The sequence below is a fragment of the Cytobacillus sp. NJ13 genome, from assembly GCA_030348385.1.
In the GTDB taxonomy this organism is placed as follows: Bacteria; Bacillota; Bacilli; order Bacillales; family Cytobacillaceae; genus Cytobacillus.
Map to the genome: position 1 here is coordinate 898,866 of JAUCFP010000006.1, position 17,929 is coordinate 916,794.

Here is a 17,929-nt window from a genome sequence, read left to right on the forward strand (position 1 = left end):
TATTATTTCCATAATAGGCACTTGCTATTTGCAAGTGCTTTATTAATATCTAATGGACTAATCAGTTAAGTATATACATTTTAGTTCAGAAGGAGCAGATTAGAACTTCATTTATTTTAGAGGGATAATTATAAAAATGAATTAAAGTCAAATAAAGATGTTACACATATATTATATAGAAATTCATAAAGGAATAATTTCTGAAGAAGGGGTTTTATACAAATGAAAGGGGTTATTCTTGCTGGTGGAACCGGTTCTCGTTTAAGGCCGTTTACCCAAATTATCAATAAGCACCTTTTGCCCGTTGGTCCTTACCCGATGATCTATTGGCCTATATTTAAATTAAGGGATGCGGGAATATATGAAATCATAATCATTACGAATAAGAACGATTTAAATTCATTTCTTAAGATATTGGGAGATGGTAAGGAACTCGATATTAAGCTTTCTTATGAGATACAGAAAAATAAAGGAGGAGGTATAGCAGATTCCCTTATGTGTGCGAAAGATTTTATAGAGAATGAAAAATTCATAACCATCCTCGGTGATAATATTTTCGAAGAATCTTTAACTCCCTATATTCAGGCATTTCAAAAACAGGATAAAGGTGCCCGAGTCCTTTTAAAAGAAGTAAAAGATCTATCTAGATACGGGGTTCCCCATTTAGATGATAATATGAAGAGAATAAAATCCATCATTGAAAAACCAGCCAATCCACCTTCTTCCTTTTGTGTAACCGGAATATATATGTATGACAAGAAAGTATTTCAGTTAATTGATGCCATTAACCCTTCAAATCGGAATGAACTTGAAATAACAGATGTGAATAATTTATATGCAAAGAAAAATGAGCTTCAATATGACATCTTAAAGGGGTGGTGGATTGATGCAGGTACACACGTATCACTTTATAAAGCTTTTCAATACGTAAACGAGTATAAATTGGAGGATGATACCTATTGAAAAAACACCTCCTAATAACTGGCGGTTCAGGGTTTATAGGTTCAAATTTTATTTCATATATGTTGTGCAACACAAATTATTATATCACCAACGCAGATTCTTTGACCTATGCCGCAAATCAGAATATGATTCAACAATTTGAAAAATCGAATCGCTATCATTTTATTAATTGCGATATTGCTAAAGAGACTGATTTAGTCGGAGTATTTGACCAGCAATATGAAGCTATTATTAACTTTGCTGCAGAATCACATGTCGACCGCAGCATCATAGATGCAGCTCCATTCATTCGAACAAATATTAATGGCACTTTTAATTTATTACAAGCTGTCCTAATGGGAAAAGCCCGTAAGATGATCCAAATATCAACAGACGAAGTATATGGCTCTCTAGAACCATTTGAACCTCCATTTAATGAAGTTAGTCCTCTTACACCTAACAATCCGTATTCTGCGAGTAAAGCAAGCGCTGATTTGCTTGTCAGATCATATTATCATACACATCAACTCCCATTGATAATTACCCGATGCAGCAATAACTTCGGCCCCATGCAGCATTCTGAAAAGTTAATTCCAAAAGCTATTTATCATGCCCAAAAAGGCAAGGACATTCCCATATACGGTGATGGTTTAAATATACGTGACTGGATATATGTTGAGGACCATTGTAAAGCTGTTCATTTGGTTCTTGAAAACGGGAAAATAGGTGAAGTTTATAATATTGGTGGCTCTGAAGAAAAGACTAATTTAGAAATAATACAAATTATACTTAAATATTTAAAAAAGGATACACAATTAATAAAGTTTATTCAGGATCGAAAAGGTCATGATAGACGGTACGCTTTGGATATATCGAAAATATATAGGGAACTTGGCTGGAAACCGAGAGTCTCTTTCGAAGATGGAATTAAAAGGACTATAGAATGGTATTTAATGAGAATGGATGGCAGGAAGTGAGAAGGTGGATATTTTAATAACTGGAGCTCATGGCCAATTAGGCAAGGAGTTAGTAAGAAAATTGGGCCAATTTCATTCAGTAGCGGGTCTCGGAAAAAAGGATTTGGACATTACAGATTATGTCCAGGTCGTCAATGTAATATCGGATTATCAGCCGCAATATATTATTCATACTGCCGCATTTACTTCAGTTGATCAATGTGAAATGGACCGTAAGAAAGCATTTGAAGTAAATGCTCTCGGTACTGGATACGTGGCACAAGCAGCTAATAAAATTCATGCAAGGATGTTTTATATCAGTACCGATTATGTATTTGATGGAAAAAAGCAATCTCCATATACGGAAGATGACGATCCAAATCCTCAATCTATTTATGGAATCAGCAAATTACTTGGTGAAAGGCTGGCAGGTTTATTTAATAATGCTTCAATAATACGAACTTCATGGCTTTTTGGACACGATGGAGCCAATTTCGTAAAAACTATGATCCAAAATGCAAAGAAGGGCAAAGAAATTAAGGTGGTCAACGATCAGATAGGCTGTCCTACTTATGCAAATGATCTGGCTGAAACGATAATTCAGTTACTAGATAAAAAAAATGGCATTTATCATGTATGTAATTCCGGTCCATGCACTTGGAATACGTTTGCAAAAGCAATATTAAAAGGTGCAGGTTTCGATTCAGAACTAATAATACCTGTAATGACGAAAGAATATGGGTCCCTTTGCCCAAGGCCCCTTTATTCAGTCATGGAACAAAATGCGCTGCTTAAAGAAGGGATAAACCCTCTAAGGCCTTGGAAAGAAGCACTACAGGAGTTTTTAAGGAAGGAGCTGGGTGAATGATAAAAGGGATTAAAGTAAAGAATCTTATTAAGCATTGTGATGACCGGGGCTTTTTTACAGAACTCATCCGTGATAATGAACCTGAGTTTTTACCAAAATTTGGGCAGGCGTCGTGGTCTATGAGCTACCCTGGTGTAATTAAAGCTTTTCACTATCATGAAAAGCAGGATGATTTATGGTTTTTTCCCACCGGTAATGCTCAAGTTGTTCTTTATGATTTAAGAGAAGATTCACCGACTAATGGAACAACAGATGTTTATTATATGGGGGAGGAAAATCCCATTATGCTTTTTATTCCCAGAGGTGTCGCACATGGGTATAGAGTACTTGGGCAAGAGCCCGCAGTGATAATTTATTTTACAACTGAATCATATAACCCAAATGATCCAGATGAAAAGAGAATTCCCTGGAATGATCCTGTTATAGACTTTAAATGGATAACTGAAAACCGATAAAAACCCCCGCAAGGACATAAATGAATCAGTCAAGCGGGGATTACACCGTTCATAAGCCTGGAAGCATTATGCTATTTTATCTTCTCGGCTAGTTTTTGTTTTCTCCTTTATATAGCAAGCTAATAATAATTGTGGAATTTTTGTATATTCTAAATAAACAGCTGTTTCGTTTTTATACCTATTCATTACTTTACCCATACAAAATATACGATTATTACCGTTGCCGCCATAACGATAATGTTCAGTGGAATACCGACCTTTAAATAATCCTTAAAAGTATATCCTCCAGGACCATAAACAATCATGTTGGTTTGATAGCCAATCGGGGTAGAAAATCCGGCTGAGGCAGAGATTGCGACTATCACTGCCATTGCTATAGGATTAATAGAAGTTTGTGAGGATACCTCCATTGCAATAGGAAGCATCATCGCTGCTGCTGCATTATTTGTAATTATTTCTGTAAAGAGGTTGGTAACTAGATAAACTACGAATAGCAGAAAGAAAATTCCAAAGGGCTGAACAAATGATAAGATGCTATTGGCAATCCATTCTGCAGTTCCCGAGTTAATTAATGCTGTTCCGATACCAAATGAAGATGCAATAATTAGTAAAACATCAAATTTAATAAATCTTTTTGCTTCCTCTGGAGTAATAATTCTTAAGATAAATAATGAAACGGCGGCAAATGCTACAGCTTTCAACATAGTTAAAAGATTTAGAGCGACTAAAGAAATAAGCATAATCATAATTGCGATGGTAAACCATCCTTTTTGGCGTGAAATAGTAGCAGGCAGCTTTTCTTCATTTACTGCATTTACAACATAGAAATCATGAGAGTGATTTCTTTCTTTAAAATCATGGCCAGTCACCATTAAAAGAGTATCTCCAGGCTTTAAAGCAATTTCTCCAATCTTGCAGTTAATTCTTTCATTTTTTCGGTGGACAGCAATTACGGCAGCATCAAATTTTCCACGAAAATGTGTTTCATTTATTTTTTTGTGCAAAAGAGAAGAATGATGAGAAACAACTGCTTCAACCAGCTTGGAATTACCAGTTATTAAACCATCCAGCAAAGGACCTGTATTTGTTTCAAGATTAACCCCTTTTATGGACTGAAGTTCAGCAACGGTCGAGATTAAACCAGTAAAAATTAGTCGGTCATTAGCCTTTATGATGGTAGAACTTGTAACTGGTGTTATCATGTCATTGTCACGAATAATGCCCAAGAGGTAAAGCCCAGCAAGTTTCCTTAATTTCGCTTCCTTTATCGTTTTATTAATATGCTCATATTCTTCAGTGATCCTAACTTCCCCTATATACTCCCTGCTTATTTCTTCAACATTTCTCTGGGCTTTATTAGTAGGAAGTAAATGATAGCCTATTGTATAAAGGTAAAAGATCCCCAAGAGTGTGATTGGAATCCCCACTATCCCCAGTTGAAAAAAAGAAAAACCGGGAAGATTGTAATCCAGAAGAAGTCCATGCACCACCAAATTTGTAGAGGTTCCTATAATGGTTATGGTTCCGCCAAGAATCGTTGCATATGATAACGGAATTAGGAGCTTAGAAGCAGAGAGCTGATTGTTTTCACACCATTTTCTTAAAATAGGAGTAAACGTAGTAACTATAGGTGTATTATTCATAAATGCGGATATAGCAGAAATAGGAAACACGATTTTTAATAACGTCATTTTTTCTTTATCTTTGGGATTTAAAAGTTTATAAAGTGTAATTTTAACTAAATCACTCTTCTGAATAGCACCGGCTATTATGAACAGCAATGCAATGGTCAACATGCCTTCATTAGAAAAACCATTTAATGCTTCATCTGCAGAAATAATACCGGTTAATAAAAATACGACTAATGTAATAAAAACAATTACTTCAGGTCTTTCTTTTTCTAGTATTAGACAACCGAGCATACCTAAAATAGCAGTTAACACAAATGCAATTTCCCATGTCATAAGAAAATTGCTCCTTCCTATGAAATAATTCTGTCTCGAATATTTTTTACCGAATATAGGATAAATTTATAGTTTATCTAAAAGCTTACGAGGCATTTTTTGGCGCGTATCACAGATTCTCCTTCCTTCGTTAAGAAATATCATAATTTCAGTTTATGAGCGGTTTGAATGAATGGATACGGCATAAACAGAAAACAAGCATAAACCCAGTGATGAAGACCATTTTTATTAACTCTTTCCTGCCGACACTAAAAACATCAGAAAACATATATTTATAAAGAGCTCTTTAATATGAACCGATTAAGAAGGAGTGAAAAAGATGGGAAAAAATACAAGGGAAAAAGGGAGGAAAATTTTCTCAATTAGCATGGTAAAAAATGAAGCGGATATTATTGAATCATTTGTCAGGTATCATCAGCATATTTTCGATGGGATGGTATTTTTGGATAATATGAGTTCTGACAGAACCCCTGAAATCCTAGAAAAATTAAGGGAGGAAGGGCTTCCAATTTATATTTCATATGACGTTGATCATGAGTATGCTCAGCGAAAAAAGACAACACAATTAATGCGGAGCACTTTTCAGCAATTCCATCCGGATATCATTCTCCCTCTCGATGCAGATGAGTTTTTGGTTTCAACTAATAATACTGATCATCCCCGTGACATCCTGAACAAAATTAATTTAGAGCAGCTTCACCATATTATGTGGAGGACATATGTTTTGAATGAAGGTGAAAATAAAAATGAGCTGTTCATTCCAAAAAGGATTACTTATGCTCGAAAAGATAACCATGAAAATCGCCATAAAGTAGTGGTTCCATATTTATTCGCTAATAACTTTAGAGGTACTCTTACGACGGGGAATCATAACTTTCTAATAGGACGAAAAAAAGAAAAAGTAAAGGTAAACATGATAGAAGAGTTGAAACTCGCTCATTTTCCTATTCGTTCTTTAGAACAATTCAAATCGAAAATGCTTATCGCATGGATCAATAGATTAGCAAGAAAAGATGCAAATGAATTATATTTAAAAAGGTTTGTTCAAGCTATTAAGGAAGGCAGAAGTAAGTCGGAGCATGACTTAATCCAATTAGCCAAACATTTCCCATTCAGAACGGATATAGAAAATGTAAAAATTGTTAATCAACCTATAGATCTATCTCTCTGTAAATCCATTAATCTCAAATATACAAATGCAATTGAAGTGGATTCTTTTCTTAACCTTCTAGAAAACAGTGAAGAATTGGCCAAGAATTTTGCATTGTTAAAGCGCAATAAGTAGAAAATATCCTATAGTTTGGCATAGAAAAAGCGTCAAAAATGTACACTTTATGCTTGGGAGTCCTCAAAAAAGAAATCGCGATTTAATAACAAAAAATCTATTCGATAACTGAGATCTGAATAAAGAAATCGGAAAACTCTCCGTATACCTATAAACCATATTCAGCCAGCATGGAAGGGGCTGTTTGCTTGTTTAATAAAGGGCCGAAAAAGTACATGATCTGCGGTACTCCATGGATATATCTTTAATAATTAAAAATAAAAAAGGAAAAGGTGGTTCATAGTGCTGGAATCTGGAAGAACAGAGAGGAAAATTTTCTCCGTTAGCATGGTGAAAAATGAGGCGGATATTATTGAATCTTTCGTCAGGTATCATCAGCATATTTTCGATGGGATGGTGTTTTTGGATAATATGAGTTCTGACAGAACTCCTGAAATTCTTGAAAAGCTTAAGGAGGAAGGTCTTCCAATCTTTATTTCTTACGACACTGATCATGAATTCGCTCAGGGCAAAAAAACAACACAATTAATGTTGAACACATTTGAACAGTTTCAGCCCGATATTATCCTTCCCCTCGATGCAGATGAGTTTTTAGTTTCCAATGATCACCTGGAACATCCCTGTGACGTTCTAAACAAGATTGATTTAAATCAGCTGCATCATATAGCTTGGAGAACGTACGTTTTGAATGAGTATGATAATAGGAACGAGTTGTTTATTCCCAAAAGGATTACCTATGCAAGAGCAGATTATCATGAGACCAATCATAAAGTTGTTGTAACAGCTAATTTTGCAAAAAAATATCCTGGAACTCTTTCAGAGGGCAATCATAAATACCGAATAAATCGCGGAAAAAAGAAAGTAAAGAAAAATTTTTTAAAAGAATTGAAGATTGCTCATTTTCCTATTCGCTCATTAGAGCAATTCAAGTCGAAATTGCTTGTTACCTGGATCAATAGATTATCAAGACAAAAAATTGAGAACTTATATTTTTTAGAGAGGTTTGTTCAAATTATTAAGGATAGCAGAAGCAGGACAGAGGAGGACTTAATTCAATTAGTGAGAGATTACCATTGCGAAACAGAATTGAAAGATATAACCCTTGTTCATAAACCTTTAGATTTATCATTTTGTAAGCCTCTTAAACTTAAATATACGAAAGAAAATGAAGTAGATGCACTTCTTAACTTGCTGGAAAATTGTGAAGAAATGGCAAAGGAGTTTTTTAAGTTAAAAAGGGAATATTAGTTTAACCCTTTTCCTTCAAATCATTGAAAAAAGCGTACAAATAGCGTACGCTTTTTTATAATGATATATTATTTTTTTTGGGGATGTTACTGTTTTTTTTTTTTATTATTTTTTTCCTTTAATCGTTTTTGGAGCTTTTTAACTTTCTTTTTTAACAAATCTACTTGACTTGCCTTCCATTCAAACATAACTGGATGAACAATTGAATGTAGAGAATGGTTATTCTTTTGTTCTGTTAAGAGTTTTGGATAGTTGTGCAAAATATCTTCTCTTACAAACAACAGTGTATTTTGAACATAATAACCTGCAATATCTTTATTATTCCATATCTTGTATCTAATGCAATCGATAACCTCATACCCGTGATTTTTAAAGCGATCTATCCAATATGGCGGCCACTGCTCGTTGATATGGTTTAACCCTCCCTGTAAGGGGACAGCGGCTGAAAATAATATAATTTGCCCCAAATTCACTAAAGATTGTACAAAGATATCCGCACATTTTTCCGGCAGATGCTCTGCAACCTCCAAGGTAATAACCAGGTCAAATTTTTTATTTATATCAACATAATTTTCCAAATTAAACGGAAGAAAATCCCTTTCCGAAATCCTTAATTGGCTGCGATCGATATAGTCACCATCTATTCCTAATATTTCCTTAACACCATTATCTTTGAATACTGATAGCCAGTTCCCAGTTCCGCATCCAACATCTACTACAGAAGTTGGGTTTATTAAATCCATAACAATTGGTACTATTTGCTCAGCAGATTTTTGTGCTCCATTTTCGATTTCTTCAAAAAATTTGTGTGTATACACCAACATCACTTCTTTCTTAAATTTTTTCTTGATTTATAATTTATAAAAACTTGGAGACAAGTATTTCTTCCTGAAAACAGTCATTTAATTTATCATTTGATAAGGAAAATGGATTTAAAGATAAATTGAGTTGAGAATGATGGAGATATGTTTTGCGTGTTATGTGTTTGATCCTGTCGCCGTTTTCAAAGAAGGCGTAACTCCATGGTTCAGCTGACAGGTGGTACACACTCGAAATCTTTAACTCTTCTAAATAATCCCCATATAAAGTTCGGACTACTTCATTGTTGGAATTTTCTACAGCTTCTTTAAGGGATGTAAGAAGTTGGGAGAAGTGGAAAAAACGCAGTGGAAGATTATTTATTGTGTATTGTTTATCTTGGTCTTTGTAAACTTTTCGCTCGTCGAAATTCCAAAAAGAAACATTGTATCCAGGATGTGTTAAAATGTATGCGTTATAGTAGGTTGGGACGAGTTTTAACCACCCTTGATCAACAAATATAAATCGGTCCCAGTCCATGTAACAATGCCATTCTACTTTATCAGCCCACCAATTAATAAAGTTTTCAGCTTCATCTGATCTTTTGATTCCCAAAAATCCCGCATTAAAGATCCCAAATTGTAAGTACTCATCTTTTGGCTTTTTGATGCAGTGTGGCGTTAATACAATTGGGTACATGTCCAAAATAGGCTGAACTTCAATTATAGAGCTGTAAAGCCTTGTATCTGAATCAATATAAATAAAGTAATTTTCTTGCACCTCATTTTTATATACATATCTCATTAATTCACTTTTTAATGCCCAGGAAGCTTCAGAAGCGGTATATTTAAAAATATAGTGATCAAAATTCGGAATTCCTAAATCCTTAGCAAGTAATATTTCATCAAATACCTGTATATTCTTAACTTCAGGCTGCATTTCACTTTCAATCAAACAGATGATAACTTTTGAGTCAGGATGGAATTCTTTTATTGATTTAGCCATTATCTCCGTTCTGTGAAGATAATTTAAAGTTGATACACTAATGAAAATCACTGATTAATCCCCCCCCTTTTTTTTCCAGTTTCCCAACATAATTTTATATTTTTTGTTGGTAGCGGTTTTATTCGATTTAAGATACAGTGAGTTTTTCGTTTGATAAAGTGAAAGGATTTGCCTGTTTTTGAAATCGGGTATCAGTTAAATAATTCCTTCTGGATATTTTTTTTATTTTGCTGCCATCTGTGAAAAAATCATAACTCCAGGGTTTTTTAGAAAGAGGGAACAATTTGGCCTGCATTAATTCTTCGGTATATTCCAAATATAAATCTAAAAGAATTTTGTTCTTTTCTTTCTCCACAGCTTCTTTAAGAATAGCAGAATGCTGGGAGTGGTGGAAAAATCGGAGAGGATAATTATCGTTTATTGTATATTCTTTCAAATTTGATAAACTTAATTTTCTTTCATGTAAATTCCAAAATGCAATATTGTACCCTGGGTGTCTTAGTATATAAGTTTCAAAGTAGGTGGGAACGAGTTTTAACCATCCTTGATCATCATAAAGACGAAGACTCCGATCTCTATAACAGTAACGTGTAACTCTTTTAGCCCACCAGTCAATAAATTTTTTTGCTTCACGGCTCCTGCTTATGCCTATAAATCCAGCATTGAAAATTCCATTATATAAATAAACTCCTCTGGGCCCCTTCTGTATATCATGTGGAGTAAGAACAATCGGATATTTCTTTAATTTTGCCTGAACTTCAGTTAAAGGGCTATAGAGCATAATATCTGAATCAAGATATATAATTTGGTCATGCTTTTTTTCATTTACTAACAAATACATTAAAACCTGACTTTTAAGTGCCCAAGCAGCCTCAGCTGCATCATATTTAAATATATATTTATCAAAATCAGCAATTCCTAAATCTTTAGCAAGTATTATTTCATCAAAGAATGGAACACTTTGTGCATCTGGATGCATTTCTTTTTCCACTAAACAAACGATTACCTTAGCATCAGGGTGTTGTTCTTTTACTGACTTTGCCAAAACTTCTGCTTTGTACAAATAATTTAAAGAAGAAACGGTTGCAATGATCAAAGTCTTTTTCCTCCAAACATTGAATGGTATTAATCAATAGGGACTTTAGCTTTTTATTGAATCTAACCTTTTTTTGTAATTTTCCTGAAGTAAATTAACTATATTATCATTCAGTGTCCAGTGTAATGATCCTTTTAAGTCGGCGAAGTTCAAGGATTTAATTGGATTTCCTTTTATGCCCCAGCTTCCACCATCTATTTTTTCAATTTTCCGTTCACTTTCATGTAAATTCCAAACAGCAAGATGATAGGAAGGATGTTTAAAAAAATAAATATTAAAGAGTCCAATCATTAAACAAAGCCATCTTTCATCAATAAACAAACCTTCTACTGATCCTCGTTTGTTTTTATTTACGTCTTTCTTAATAAGCCGATGAAATTTCTTTATAAATTGGGTGGATTCTTCCGTTCTTTTGAAAGCGAGGAATCCCCCATTAATATTACCGTTCTTTAAAAGATCGAACTCATTTAAAATACCGCTCTCAGAGGGAGATGTCAGACAATATGTTGAATATATGATAGAATGCCGTTCTAAAGTTGATAATAGTTCGCTAAAGGGGGCAAAAATCTTAGTAAAACAATCAAGATAGATAAAAACATCCTCATTGGTAAATTGGTTGAATAGATAGTTAAGAAAAGGCGCTTTGAGAGCACGAGATCTATCTATAATTGAGTAAAATTCGCTTAAATTTTTTAAAAGGCCACTTCCAAAATCATTTTCAGATACTACATGATCAATATGGCGGTAACGTTTTGCAGCCCCCGGTATTTCTTTGCTTGTTAAACATAACACCATTTTTGCCTCGGGATGGTGCTTCTTTATTGATTTGGCTAATATTAATGCTGCCGCTAATTGATTGGGCTGTGCAATTGTACAAAATATCAACCTGCTTCACTCCTTAAAATTTCTGAAAACCCATCCTCATTAATCCCGTTTTATATAAATATGTTTGTAAGTGAGAGCGGACACTTACAATAGCCCAAAAAGACTATAAATTGTAATTTAATACAATTAGCGCATAACTAATAATCAGCTTTTACCTAGTCCCTAACAATAGAGGCTTACATATTCTAAAAGGAGGAATGATTTTTTGGCTAACACTTTCCATGAGAGGGGAGAGAGGTATGGAAAGGTTTCCTGCACTAAATTTACAGGAAGATTATATTGGTATAGCTGAAAGGGAAAAGGACCGTAAGAAGAATTGCTTCGAGTCCAATATTCTATATAACTTTATAAAGTTTTTCGTTCCGAAACTGAAAAATAAAAAGACCCTAGAGATAGGATATACAAAGGCAGATCAAAATGAGTTATCTATCCATGGAATGAAGAAGTATTCCGGATTAAATTACAGTGAAGTTGCTGAAGAGATTTGTTGTGAAGGACTTAAAGGTTTATTAATAAATTATGAATGGTGTGAACCAGAAAATCTAAGCGAAGGGAAAACCTACGATGTCATCGCCCTAAATCAAATGATCGAATATATTCCAGTTTTTGAAATGGAAAAAATTTGGGGGGTAATAAAAAATTTACTGTGCCAGGGCGGTTATATCGTATTAAAAACTATTTTATTTAACAATCCAAATACTTTAGAGGAATGCGAATCCCCAGACCAGATTCTAGATGAACGATGCCATAAGCAAACAATCGATACAATTTTAAGGACATGTCTGCAGCAGGGTTTTATTTTGGCAAGCTATAAAAACAATTGTTTTGGAATGGTTTTGAAGTCTGATCTTCATTTATTTGAGAAGGAAAAGCAAGAAATGTACCTCTCCTGCCATACAAAAATATTAAGTGAACATGGACTTGAGATGAAAGAAAACTATGAAGATGAAGAAATAGAAAAAGTTGTTCTTGGTGCGGGCCGGCTGCTTATCGGTTGTGTGACAGAAAATATTGAAAAATATAGAGATCAGACATTAAGATTAGTACAATCTGTTCGCTGGTTTGGCGGTCATATGGCAGGTGCTAATATTTTTGTATGCATTGTCGATAGGGCAGATCCGGAATTTGTTGATAAACTGAAGAAATTAGGAGTATTTGTCCGGATTGTCAAACGGTTTAGTGAAGATCATCCCCAATCAAATAAATTGAGGCTGTTTGAACTGGATGAAATAGGTTTTTACGACACTGTTATGCTTATGGATTGTGATACAATTGTCGTCCAAGATCCGTATCCTTTCATAGATGGAGTGAACTTTCAGGCTGAATTTGCTGCAGGCCCAACTGTTCCGCACTATGTTTTTAAAAGTCTTTTTTCCCATTTCGGATTGAAGCTGCTTCCCCTTCATTACAGAACCGCAGTGACAAATACGCCAACGATGTTATACTGCAATGCAGGCGTTTTGATATTCCCAAAGAAAATCCTTCAGGTTTTTTATCCAATATGGAAACAATATACTCATAATCTTATAGAAAAAAAATATTTATTAGGAAGGTATTTTAACTTTTGCGAGCAAGCATCACTCACACTAGCTTACGCTGCTCATCCGATTCCGTTTAGCAAACTGCCGATGGAAATGAATTTTCACCTCCTGGAAAGTAATCTTTCTAAAGTGAAAAACTGTGATCCAATTATCATTCACTATCATAACAACGTGGACGAGAAAGGATTAATTATTGATAAAACATCCAGTTCTTTTGCGAGGAACAGAGTGCAATACTTTAATAGACGTCTTATTGAATATTGTAATAAGGAGGAACGATCATGACTATAAGAAATATTAAAAAGCCTGTTTTTTTAGTCGGATGTATGCGAAGCGGAACTACACTGTTCGCAGAGTTGTTAGGCACACATCCAAATATTATCCACTGTCCTTTTGAATTAAGAAGGGTATGGTCAAGGGAAGCAGGGGTTCCAATGGCAGCACCAAAAACATTTGACCACAAATGTCCCCATTTAACCGAAAAGGATGTCAAACCAGGACAGAGAGAAAGACTTTCAAAGGCATTTATAGATGAAATGAGGAAAAATAAGGGGAGTAAAAAACTGAAAAACTCTTTATTTCTTAACAAAAATCCTCATCTGGGGAACAAAATGCCTTTTGTTAATGAATTGTTTCCAGATGCAAAATTCATATGGATTTACCGTGATATGCCGAGTGTAACGGCAAGCCTAAAAAAGATTTTAAACCGTAATGTGGTTCATTATTGGCCCCCAAAAAATGATCCAGATACTGTTCGCTGCTGGGAATGCTTTTTCACTGCTATCCCCAGTCATATTGATCGAGAACGTTGTTTCCCTGGCGGTGATGTAAGATATCTAGCAGAATACTGGTATGAAACAAACAAAGCAATTTCAGAATTTGCAAATTCCATTTCTTCTGATCGTATTTTCATCATTAAAGAAGAGGACTTAGTCTCACAGCCGGAGAAAATCCTCTCAAACTGTCTTAATTTCCTTGGTTTGCCTGCAATTCTTCCGAAATCCTTATTAAATAAGATAAATCCAGATCGCAATGAATTATGGAGTACTCGATTGAATAAAAACGAAATTAATAGGTTGTTAAATTTCGTTCTGAAAAATGGTGAGAGTCTGAATACGATTTTCCCTGAAGACGATCTCTTCAAAAAGTATAAACAGCAACTTTCTAACAACCTTTGAACATAAAAAAAAATAATGGAGCTGGAAAAAAAGAGGGCTAGACCCTCTTTTTAGTATGTAAAAATTTTGTTTGATATTATTAAGAATTAGATATGGATAGAGAAAATGAAATAAAAATTTCTAAAAATAATGTGGATAAGCCTTGTGTCAATAACACTCGGTTATCCACTTAATTGAGTAAATAAAATATCAATTTTTTTTATTTTTTTATCTAATTTATTTAAAGCTGTCACTAGAAGATTTTAAATCTTCCTCTAATTTATTTTTGGCCCAGTTGTATAATTCTATATCCAGCTCATTATTTTCAGTTATTTTGCTGATGATTCTCTGACCAAGTTCATCCTTGCTTAACCTTTTTTTTGTTTTGTTTTTTCTAACATATGAAATGTCATTCCAATTTAATTTTTCTTTCATTAGCTTTATAGAATCATCAAACATTTCTGTTATGCCAATTACTGTGAAGTGATTCAGCAAATTTAATTTCGCTAGTTCAAGATCAGTAGTTATCAACGAATTTTTGCCAAGTGCTCTTTTGGTTTGCATATTATTCGTATGATTCTTTAAATCAGGATGATCAAGGAACTCTTCAAATGACAGCCCCTTTACAATACCGTGTAATGGATGCTTTTCTTTGCCTAAAACATAATAGTACATGGAAATAACTCGATCAATTGGTTCTCTCAACATTGTAATATAAGTACATTGTTTAGTGGTGTGAAGGTGCAGCCCAAACGAAAGATGCCCGAATACAAATTTGAAATCTCTTTCTTCCAACTTTTCTTTGAATTCCTGGATTTTACCGTCCGTAATATCTTTTAATATCATATTATCTGGATACTGTCTCTTAATTATTCTTTTCAATGTCATTCCACCGGTTTTTGGTATATGCATGAAAATAAGAAGACGGTCATCTGCAGGCATTTTATTTTTCATGTCAGTCACTTCTCCTTTGTTTTAAAACTAATAAAGATTTGCAGGGTTTTCTGCAACCTTATTAAATCAATTATTATTTCTGTTTAAAAAAACCTCCAATTCCTGCTTGGAGCTACTGTCCAATGCTTCTAATCGTTCTATGAAGTTTCTTTTTGCCCAGGTGTATAGCTGCATATCTAAATGATTGAGCTCTTTAATTCTTTCTATAACATCATTGGAAAAATGTTCTCTTGTTGGCCGATCCGCTGTATAGTTCTTTCTTTCATAGCTAATATTTTGCCAACCAAGTTCTTTTTTCATCAAATAGATTGATTCATCGAACATTTCTGTTATGCCAACAACTTTGTAATGTTTATTTAGAATGTTTTTTGCCTTCTGCAAATCGCTTTCTTTGGGTATTAAGCTTCCAATTATTTTTTGAGTTTGCCGATTTACTGTTCGTCGAAATAACCCCTTATCATTTATAAATTCTTCAAAGGTTAGTTGCTTAACTTTTTTATGAAGAGGGTGATTTTCCTTGCGAAGGTTATAAAAATACATGGATATAACCCTTTCAACTGGGTCCCGAAGCATAGTGATATAAGCGCAAGGTCTATTGGTATATTTATGAAGGCCGAATGGGTGGTGGCCAGTTACAAATTCAATATCTGTCTTCTCCCCAATATCCTTTATAAATTTCGAAACACTGGATGAAAAAACATTCGTTAACATTTTTTCTTTATCGTAATTTTTATTTGCGATAGACCGCAAAGTCATTCCGCCTGTTTTGGGGATATGGGTATGAATGATCAATTCCTTACTTTTATCCAACGTTTTCACCTCTTGATGTTTATTATGGTTATTTGAATTATTGGAAATAATAAGTGGCAGGGTTACTAATATACATGGAAAAATTTAATTGCCATATTTTTTTAACATTTGGTTGAATTCCTTAATTCTCTTTTGTGCATAATGACTTTTCGTAACCTCAAGAATAAAGCCCGAGTCTTCAGAACGATGATGATAATGAATAATGACGGGGTCGCATTGTTGAATTTCCGGCGCATATCTGCCCACCAGGGGAAAATTCATTTTCATCGGCAGTTTCTTAAATGGAACGGGGTTTTTGACAAAGGACAATGTCAATGAAGCTTGTTCACAGAACTTAAAGTAGTCTTTTAGCAAGTGCTTATTTTTTATAAGATCTTCAGTGTACTCCCTCCATACAGGGAAAAATGTTTGGAGGATAGATTTCGGAAATATCAATACACCTGCATTGCAATACCATATAGTGGATATTCTTGATAAAGCTGTCTTATATGTTCGTTCTGGCACTTTTAATTGGTAATGATAAAAAATTTCTTTAAATAATTCGTGCGGTACAGTTGCTCCTGCTGCCATTTCCGCCTGAAAGCTTTTTCCATCAATATATTTTAATGGGTCTTGAACAATAATTGTGTCACAGTCCAAAAACATAATTGTATCATAAAAGTCAATTTCTGGTAATTCAAAAAATCTAAGTTTATTGGATTGCGGATGATGTTCACTGAACCGTTTTACTATACGTACAAAAGCTCCCCATTTTTTAAGCTCCAATACAAATTCATCATCTGCTTCATCAACGATGCAAACAAATATATCTGCCCCAGCCATTTTCCCTCCAAACCAGCGAATCGATTTTACCAGATTTAAAGTTTGCCGCTGATACTTTGCATTGTTTTCTGTCACACATCCAATCATTAATCGTCCAGTTTCTTTATCAGGTTTGGCATGGCGCTTGTCTTTAGATAGGGATGGAATGTATTTGTCTAAATAATTATTCTTTTTTGGGGGAGCAAAATGCTTAATATCACTTCTGCGAACAAATCCAAAGAACCTCTTATCAGCCTTAGAACAGATGAAATTATGTTTTAAACAAGTTTTTAATAAGGTATCAATGTCAACAGTTTCTTTATTACCATGAATGCCTGATGAATTGAAACTCAAAAATCCATGACCATCTTCATATGGATTATTGCAGTTAGAAATACTTAAAACAATATGTCCGCCAGGCTTAAGAATTTGCTTTAATTCTTCCAAAACCAGTTCCATTTTGAAAATTGGAATATACTCAATCACTTCATTCATGATAATTACATCGAAGAATTGACCGTATTTATCGATTTTTTTATTCAATTCCATATTTATTATGGAGTCAGTAAAGTGATTATTTTCATCCCTAAAATCATCTTGTTTTAAATCAATTATTTGGTAATTTTCAAGTCCAGCTGTGAACATCTGTGAACAGAGATTTTCACAGCCGAAGCCAATCACCAATATGTTTTTTTCTTTTATATTACTGACAAAGGAAAGTGTGAAACTGGATATATCTTTATGGCCTATAAGGTTTTGATCAATATTTAATAGGTTACAGCCAGCAACACGATCCTTTAGTTGAAAGTAATTGTGTGTCATAACTTCTCCTTTCTTAAATAAGTTACGATATATTTTCATCACTAAGTTTCATTTAGACATGCCACTACTTAATAAGATATGAACATCTACATTGATATGTCATGGCAGAACGGATATAAATAGCCCTTTTTTACATTGACAAGCTTTGCTTTAGTCTGCATAAAAGGCCTTGACTTTGTACCATTTTATTCATCATTCCATATTAAGTTGATTGTCCAAATTGCAAAGGGCTTTTATAAATTAACAACTAAAAAAAACAATACTTCTCACAAATTTCTCCTGTTCTTAAAACCAAATTTTGTATGTAGTGAATGAGCCGTGCCAAAGGGAGGTTTAAATCCA

General features: G+C 34.0%; 16 protein-coding genes. 8 read left to right on the top strand and 8 right to left on the bottom strand.

Annotated features, from left to right (window positions below):
* Positions 1-222: 222 nt before the first annotated feature.
* Genes QUF73_04365 through QUF73_04380 form a run of 4 tightly spaced genes read left to right on the top strand, consistent with a single transcriptional unit; the run spans position 223 to position 3,221 of the window.
* On the top strand, positions 223-963 hold the full coding sequence (locus QUF73_04365; protein MDM5225435.1) for a sugar phosphate nucleotidyltransferase: 741 nt from the start codon (positions 223-225) through the stop codon (positions 961-963).
* Entirely contained in the window at positions 960-1,919 is a 960-nt protein-coding gene (rfbB, locus tag QUF73_04370; GenBank protein ID MDM5225436.1) for a dTDP-glucose 4,6-dehydratase, read from the top strand. The genes QUF73_04365 and rfbB overlap by 4 nt, the downstream gene beginning before the upstream one ends.
* Complete coding sequence (gene rfbD, locus QUF73_04375; protein MDM5225437.1) at positions 1,906-2,766, top strand: dTDP-4-dehydrorhamnose reductase; 861 nt, start codon at positions 1,906-1,908, stop codon at positions 2,764-2,766. Before rfbB ends, rfbD begins: the two co-directional genes overlap by 14 nt.
* Positions 2,763-3,221, top strand: a complete 459-nt coding sequence (locus tag QUF73_04380) for a dTDP-4-dehydrorhamnose 3,5-epimerase family protein (GenBank protein ID MDM5225438.1) — start codon at positions 2,763-2,765, stop codon at positions 3,219-3,221. Before rfbD ends, QUF73_04380 begins: the two co-directional genes overlap by 4 nt.
* Positions 3,222-3,406: 185 nt before the next feature.
* On the opposite strand, the gene QUF73_04385 is transcribed toward QUF73_04380, so the two are convergent.
* Positions 3,407-5,185: an SLC13 family permease gene (locus tag QUF73_04385; GenBank protein ID MDM5225439.1), complete on the bottom strand. Its 1,779-nt coding sequence runs from the start codon at positions 5,183-5,185 to the stop codon at positions 3,407-3,409.
* A 319-nt stretch (positions 5,186-5,504) separates the two neighbouring features.
* Between QUF73_04385 and QUF73_04390 the strand changes: the two genes are divergently transcribed.
* Entirely contained in the window at positions 5,505-6,470 is a 966-nt protein-coding gene (locus QUF73_04390; protein MDM5225440.1) for a glycosyltransferase family 2 protein, read from the top strand.
* A 282-nt stretch (positions 6,471-6,752) separates the two neighbouring features.
* On the top strand, positions 6,753-7,718 hold the full coding sequence (locus QUF73_04395; protein ID MDM5225441.1) for a glycosyltransferase family 2 protein: 966 nt from the start codon (positions 6,753-6,755) through the stop codon (positions 7,716-7,718).
* A gap of 86 nt (positions 7,719-7,804) precedes the next feature.
* Here QUF73_04395 and QUF73_04400 read toward each other — a convergent pair whose 3' ends face one another.
* The 4 genes from QUF73_04400 to QUF73_04415 form a co-directional block, all read right to left on the bottom strand.
* A complete protein-coding gene (locus QUF73_04400) occupies positions 7,805-8,536 on the bottom strand; it encodes a methyltransferase domain-containing protein (protein ID MDM5225442.1) in 732 nt (243 codons plus the stop codon).
* A gap of 40 nt (positions 8,537-8,576) precedes the next feature.
* On the bottom strand, positions 8,577-9,572 hold the full coding sequence (locus tag QUF73_04405) for a hypothetical protein (GenBank protein MDM5225443.1): 996 nt from the start codon (positions 9,570-9,572) through the stop codon (positions 8,577-8,579).
* A 76-nt stretch (positions 9,573-9,648) separates the two neighbouring features.
* The gene (locus QUF73_04410) at positions 9,649-10,617 is read right to left on the bottom strand and encodes a hypothetical protein (GenBank protein ID MDM5225444.1); all 969 of its coding nucleotides are present in this window, start codon (positions 10,615-10,617) and stop codon (positions 9,649-9,651) included.
* Between the two features lie 45 nt (positions 10,618-10,662).
* Positions 10,663-11,502 (bottom strand): hypothetical protein, encoded by an 840-nt coding sequence (locus QUF73_04415; protein ID MDM5225445.1) that lies wholly within the window; start codon positions 11,500-11,502, stop codon positions 10,663-10,665.
* A gap of 239 nt (positions 11,503-11,741) precedes the next feature.
* Between QUF73_04415 and QUF73_04420 the strand changes: the two genes are divergently transcribed.
* Together QUF73_04420 and QUF73_04425 are read left to right on the top strand one after the other, a co-directional pair.
* Positions 11,742-13,328, top strand: coding sequence for a hypothetical protein (locus QUF73_04420; GenBank protein MDM5225446.1), 1,587 nt, complete (start codon positions 11,742-11,744; stop codon positions 13,326-13,328).
* The gene (locus QUF73_04425) at positions 13,325-14,221 is read left to right on the top strand and encodes a sulfotransferase (protein ID MDM5225447.1); all 897 of its coding nucleotides are present in this window, start codon (positions 13,325-13,327) and stop codon (positions 14,219-14,221) included. Before QUF73_04420 ends, QUF73_04425 begins: the two co-directional genes overlap by 4 nt.
* 216 nt (positions 14,222-14,437) lie before the next feature.
* On the opposite strand, the gene QUF73_04430 is transcribed toward QUF73_04425, so the two are convergent.
* The 3 genes from QUF73_04430 to QUF73_04440 form a co-directional block, all read right to left on the bottom strand.
* Complete coding sequence (locus QUF73_04430) at positions 14,438-15,154, bottom strand: sulfotransferase family 2 domain-containing protein (GenBank protein ID MDM5225448.1); 717 nt, start codon at positions 15,152-15,154, stop codon at positions 14,438-14,440.
* 66 nt (positions 15,155-15,220) lie between these two features.
* Positions 15,221-15,964 (bottom strand): sulfotransferase family 2 domain-containing protein, encoded by a 744-nt coding sequence (locus QUF73_04435; protein ID MDM5225449.1) that lies wholly within the window; start codon positions 15,962-15,964, stop codon positions 15,221-15,223.
* Positions 15,965-16,048: 84 nt separating this feature from the next.
* The gene (locus QUF73_04440; protein MDM5225450.1) at positions 16,049-17,587 is read right to left on the bottom strand and encodes a methyltransferase domain-containing protein; all 1,539 of its coding nucleotides are present in this window, start codon (positions 17,585-17,587) and stop codon (positions 16,049-16,051) included.
* Between the last annotated feature and the right edge of the window lie 342 nt (positions 17,588-17,929).

Coding starts and splice junctions, on each gene's coding strand:
- QUF73_04365 (MDM5225435.1), top strand. CDS start 223: ATGAAAGGGGTTATTCTTGCTGGTGGAACCGGTTCTCGTTTAAGGCCG.
- rfbD (MDM5225437.1), top strand. CDS start 1,906: ATGGCAGGAAGTGAGAAGGTGGATATTTTAATAACTGGAGCTCATGGC.
- QUF73_04380 (MDM5225438.1), top strand. CDS start 2,763: ATGATAAAAGGGATTAAAGTAAAGAATCTTATTAAGCATTGTGATGAC.
- QUF73_04385 (MDM5225439.1), bottom strand. CDS start 5,185: ATGACATGGGAAATTGCATTTGTGTTAACTGCTATTTTAGGTATGCTC.
- QUF73_04390 (MDM5225440.1), top strand. CDS start 5,505: ATGGGAAAAAATACAAGGGAAAAAGGGAGGAAAATTTTCTCAATTAGC.
- QUF73_04420 (MDM5225446.1), top strand. CDS start 11,742: ATGGAAAGGTTTCCTGCACTAAATTTACAGGAAGATTATATTGGTATA.
- QUF73_04425 (MDM5225447.1), top strand. CDS start 13,325: ATGACTATAAGAAATATTAAAAAGCCTGTTTTTTTAGTCGGATGTATG.
- QUF73_04430 (MDM5225448.1), bottom strand. CDS start 15,154: ATGAAAAATAAAATGCCTGCAGATGACCGTCTTCTTATTTTCATGCAT.
- QUF73_04440 (MDM5225450.1), bottom strand. CDS start 17,587: ATGACACACAATTACTTTCAACTAAAGGATCGTGTTGCTGGCTGTAAC.